4 protein-coding genes and 1 pseudogene are annotated in these 4,512 nt (G+C 64.2%); 3 read left to right on the top strand and 2 right to left on the bottom strand.

Features of this window, described 5'->3' with window-relative positions; all coding sequences use genetic code 11:
* Positions 1-56: 56 nt before the first annotated feature.
* Together ACLP2E_RS15760 and ACLP2E_RS15755 are read right to left on the bottom strand one after the other, a co-directional pair.
* On the bottom strand, positions 57-935 hold the full coding sequence (locus tag ACLP2E_RS15760) for a DUF2155 domain-containing protein (RefSeq protein ID WP_442461884.1): 879 nt from the start codon (positions 933-935) through the stop codon (positions 57-59).
* Positions 936-996: 61 nt separating this feature from the next.
* Complete coding sequence (locus ACLP2E_RS15755; protein ID WP_442461883.1) at positions 997-1,401, bottom strand: NADH:ubiquinone oxidoreductase subunit NDUFA12; 405 nt, start codon at positions 1,399-1,401, stop codon at positions 997-999.
* Positions 1,402-1,548: 147 nt separating this feature from the next.
* Here ACLP2E_RS15755 and ACLP2E_RS15750 point away from each other — a divergent pair, with 147 nt between their 5' ends.
* The 3 genes and pseudogenes from ACLP2E_RS15750 to ACLP2E_RS15740 form a co-directional block, all read left to right on the top strand.
* The gene (locus ACLP2E_RS15750; RefSeq protein ID WP_442466476.1) at positions 1,549-1,911 is read left to right on the top strand and encodes a CidA/LrgA family protein; all 363 of its coding nucleotides are present in this window, start codon (positions 1,549-1,551) and stop codon (positions 1,909-1,911) included.
* Positions 1,908-2,642 (top strand): LrgB family protein, encoded by a 735-nt coding sequence (locus tag ACLP2E_RS15745; protein ID WP_442466475.1) that lies wholly within the window; start codon positions 1,908-1,910, stop codon positions 2,640-2,642. The genes ACLP2E_RS15750 and ACLP2E_RS15745 overlap by 4 nt, the downstream gene beginning before the upstream one ends.
* A 435-nt stretch (positions 2,643-3,077) precedes the next feature.
* A pseudogene (locus tag ACLP2E_RS15740) lies at positions 3,078-4,512 on the top strand (vitamin B12-dependent ribonucleotide reductase); the annotation flags it as partial.

The raw sequence follows: 4,512 nt of genomic DNA, 5'->3' as shown, positions 1-4,512 counted from the left end.
CCGGCGCGATCCTGCGCCCTTCATGGCGCCTTGGTCCCCAGCCGATTAGCTGTGTTTTACCTGTAATAGGGATCGCGCGGCAGGTCGTCCGGCGTCATCGGCTCGAGCGGCTGGCGCCGGGGTCGCGCGTCCATCGGCGGCTCGTCCGGCATCGGCTCGCCGTCCAAAGTCGTGGTCGGCGGCGGCGGTTTGCGCTTCGGCTTGGGCTTGGGCTTGGGCTTTGGCGCGCCGGGCGGCGGCCCGACTTCCACCGGGGCGCCAAGTCCTTTGTCGACTCCACCATTATCGACCGCGCCATTATCGACCGCGCCATTATGCGTCGTCGCGGGCGGGCTCTGCGGCGATGGCTGGTCGGGGGTGACAGCGAGCGGTTGCTCGGGAGCGGCGGCGGGCGGCGTTTCGCCTGGCAAAGTGTCCACCGTCGGCTCGACCGGATTTTGCGGCGTGATGGTGCGGCGCGGATGGCGCGCGGGCGCGGAGTCTTTTGGCGCCGGCGCGGCGTTGGGCGGCGGGGGCGCGTTGACGTCCGGACCAGCGGAAGGACCGGCGACCACATCGACCCCGCCTTTGCAATCCTTCAGCCAGACGTCATAGACCGGATGTTCGATGCCGTGCAGGCCGGGACTGGCGGAGAACATCCAGCCGGAAAAAATCCGCTTCGACGTCTTGGCGCTTTCGATCTCGTCGACCTCGATGAAACTTTCGGTCTGCGGCGCCTCGGTCTGCGGCCGGGTCAGGCAGACGCGCGGGGTGATCTGCAGGGTTCCGAACTGCACCGTCTCGTCCATCGCCACATCGAAGGAAATGATGCGTCCGGTGATCTTGTCGAGGCCGGCGAAAATAGCGGTGGGATTGCGGATCTCGTCGGCGCGCGCGCCAGCGCCCGCCAACAGCGTCGCGCTGACCATCAAGGCGAGAGTCGATCGGCGAATCATGCGAGCGCGGCAATCCATGGTTTCGCCAGGCCGGCGAGCCTCAGGCGACAACATGAGCGGATCAAGCTTCAGGCGACCAGGCCTGATAATCGCCGGTCGCCTTCGGGCGGGCGCCGGCGGCCAGCGTCGAACCCTGCGGACGCCAGGCGTTGGGCGTGCCGGTCTGGTTGGGGATATAGGGCTTTTCCCATTCGCGCGGCTTGTAGTTCTCGTCCGGCAATTCATCGGTCATGTGATGCAGCCAGCCATACCAGCCGGGAGGAACGGCCGAGCCGTCGGCATAGCCGTTGAAAATGACCCAGCGACGCTCGAAGCCCAGGGCCGGATCGAGCTTACCGCCATTGGTGCGATAATATATATTGCCGAACTGGTCCGTGCCGACGCGTTCACCGTTGAGCCAGGTGTAGAAACGCGTGTTGAGAGTCTGTCCGTTCCACCAAGTGAAAAGTTGGACGAGCCATTTCATCGCGTCTGATCCTGTTTGCGTCGCGCCGGGAGGAGATTTTTTCGCGGCGGACTATGGCCGCGTCGAAAGCTTCTGTCCAGTCGTCTCTTGCGCTATAGCGGACGAACTTTTCGTCCGGCGCGCCGGATTTTCCATGGGGGAAACATCATGATCGGCGCCCTGGCCGGCATATTATTATGCCAATTGATCGGCGAAACTGTCGTCCGCGCCTTTGCCCTGCCCCTGCCCGGCCCGGTGTTCGGCATGGGCCTGTTGTTTTGCGCCCTGCTGTTTCGCGGAGGCCAAGGCACGCAGAAAATCCCGGCCCCGCTCGCCGGCGTCGCCGACGGCCTGCTCGGCCATCTGTCGCTGCTGTTCGTGCCCGCTGCGGTCGGGCTGATGAACTACTTCGACCTTCTCGCCGCCAACGCCGCGACCCTGACCCTCGCGGTCGTCGTCTCCACGACGCTGACCATGGCCGCCACCGCCGCGACCTTCCGCCTGCTGTCGAGCAGCGGAGAGCGGAAATGATCGAGACGTTCATCCCCGGCCATGCCCAGGTCTGGGTCTATCTCGCCGCCTCTCCCCTGTTCTGGCTGACGGTGACCCTGCTGGCGTTTCTCGCGGCCGATCGGATCTCGATGGCCTGCGGCCGCCATCCGGCAGTCAATCTGGTGGCGCTGTCGGCCGCCATCGTCATCATCCTGCTCAAGGCGACCGGGACCTCCTACCAGACCTATTTCGCCGGCGCGCAATTCATCCATTTTCTGCTCGGGCCCGCCACCGTCGCCCTGGCCATTCCGCTCTATCGCAATTTCGAACAGGTGAAGAAAAGCGCCCTGCCGATTTGCGGCGCGCTGCTGGTCGGCTCATTCACCGCCATCGCCAGCGCCGTGCTGATCGCCAAGGCGCTCGGCGCCTCGCGCGAACTTGCCGCATCGCTCGCGCCCAAGTCGGTCACCGCGCCGATCGCCATGGGCCTGTCGGAACGAATCGGCGGCGCGCCCTTCCTCACCGTCGCCCTGGTCATCGCCACCGGCATTTTGGGCGCGATCCTTCTGACGCCCTTGATGAAACTTTTGCGAATCGGCGATTCGGCGGCGATCGGCATGGCCGCCGGCGTCGGCGCTCATGGCATTGGAACCGCACGCGCCTTCCATATCGATTCGACCGCCGGCGCCTTCGCCGGCATCGCCATGGGGCTCAACGGCGCGCTGACCAGCGTGATCCTGCCGCTTTTGGCCCCCTGGCTCGGCCTGTAAGGGACGAAAAAAGCCCCTGCGTCGAAGCCCGAAGAAATGCAAAAAAAATCTTAACGTCCGGTTGAATCTTTCCCCACAATTCACAATTTCTAGTGTAGCGCCAGGAAATGCACACAATATCTTGACGACCTTGGAGATCACGCGTTACCTTGGCTCATTCCGGTTTGGAAGGGCGGCGCCCGGCGATCGATCCGATTTTGCGGACGGCGGCGGCGCCTGTCGACGGACCCCGCATTTTGGCGGGTCGATGGTTCAGCGCACAGTTCAATCCTTGGCGTCCTGGTGCCGCGTAAGTCTGGTCAGGCTGGGTCTTCGCCCCGCCGGCTGGCCTATGCGGCCGTCTTCGCCACTGTCTTGCCGCCACGCTGCGCTACCCGTTGAACAGTCCTGACAGCCGGCGAAAAAAATTTGGGCGGATATTCGGGGGACATCGCTATGCGGATCGAACGGCACTATACCAAGGCGGGGCAATCGCCTTATCACGACATCGAATTCCGGCATACCAAGAGCGAAATCCGCAACCCCGACGGCTCGACCGTTTTCTCCCAAAGCGGCGTCGAAGTCCCCGCCGCCTGGAGCCAGGTCGCCTGCGACGTCCTCGCGCAGAAATATTTCCGCCGCGCCGGCGTTCCCGCGCATGTCAAGCGCGTCGAGGAAAACGCCGTCCCCTCTTTCCTGTGGCGCTCCGTCCCCGACGAGGCCGCCCTCGCCGCCCTGCCCGAAAGAGAGCGCATCGTCGGCGAGATTTCCGCCAAGCAGGTTTTCGACCGTCTCGCCGGCGCCTGGACCTATTGGGGCTTCAAAGGCGGCTATTTCGACAGCGAAGAGGACGCCTCAGCCTTTTTCGACGAGCTGCGCTTCATGCTGGCGCGCCAGATCGCCGCGCCCAATTCGCCGCAATGGTTCAACACCGGCCTGCACTGGGCCTATGGCGTCGACGGCCCCGGCCAGGGCCATTATTACGTCGACTTCGAGACCGGAGTCCTCACCGCCTCAAACTCGGCCTATGAACATCCCCAGCCCCACGCCTGTTTCATCCAGTCGGTGAAGGACGACCTCGTCAACGAGGGCGGCATCATGGACCTGTGGGTGCGCGAGGCGCGGCTGTTCAAGTACGGCTCCGGCACGGGCGCCAACTTCTCGTCGCTGCGCGGCGAGAACGAAAAGCTTTCCGGCGGCGGCAAGTCCTCCGGCCTGATGTCCTTCCTGAAAATCGGCGACCGCGCGGCCGGCGCCATCAAATCCGGCGGCACCACCCGCCGCGCCGCCAAAATGGTGGTGGTCGACGTCGACCATCCCGACATCGAGAGCTTCATCGACTGGAAAGTACGCGAGGAAGAGAAAGTCGCCGCGCTCGTCGTCGGCTCGAAAATCCTGCGCAAGCACATGAAGGCGGTGTTCAAGGCGGCGGTGAACTGCGAAGGCAGCGGCGACGATTGCTTCGATCCCGAGCGCAACCCCGCCCTGAAACGCGAAATCAAGCTCGCCCGCCGCGCCCAGGCGCCCGACAGCTTCATCAAGCGCGTCATTCAATACGCCAAGCAGGGTTTCCGCGATTTCGACCTCCCCGAATACAACACCGACTGGGATTCGGAAGCCTACCTCACCGTTTCCGGCCAGAACTCCAATAATTCGGTGCGCATCGCCGACGGTTTTCTCCGCGCCGTAGAGCAGGATGGGGAATGGGCGCTGACCCGCCGCATCGACGGCAAGGTCGCCAAGAAACTGCCCGCCCGCGAGCTTTGGGACAAGATCGGCTATGCCGCCTGGGCTTCGGCCGATCCCGGCCTGCAATATCACACCACCATCAACGACTGGCACACCTGCCCGGCCGGCGGTGAGATCCGCGCTTCAAATCCGTGCTCGGAAT

The sequence above is a fragment of the Rhodoblastus sp. genome, assembly GCF_052145335.1.
Taxonomy (GTDB): Bacteria; Pseudomonadota; Alphaproteobacteria; order Rhizobiales; family Beijerinckiaceae; genus Rhodoblastus.
This window is presented reverse-complemented; position numbering and strand designations above follow the sequence as displayed.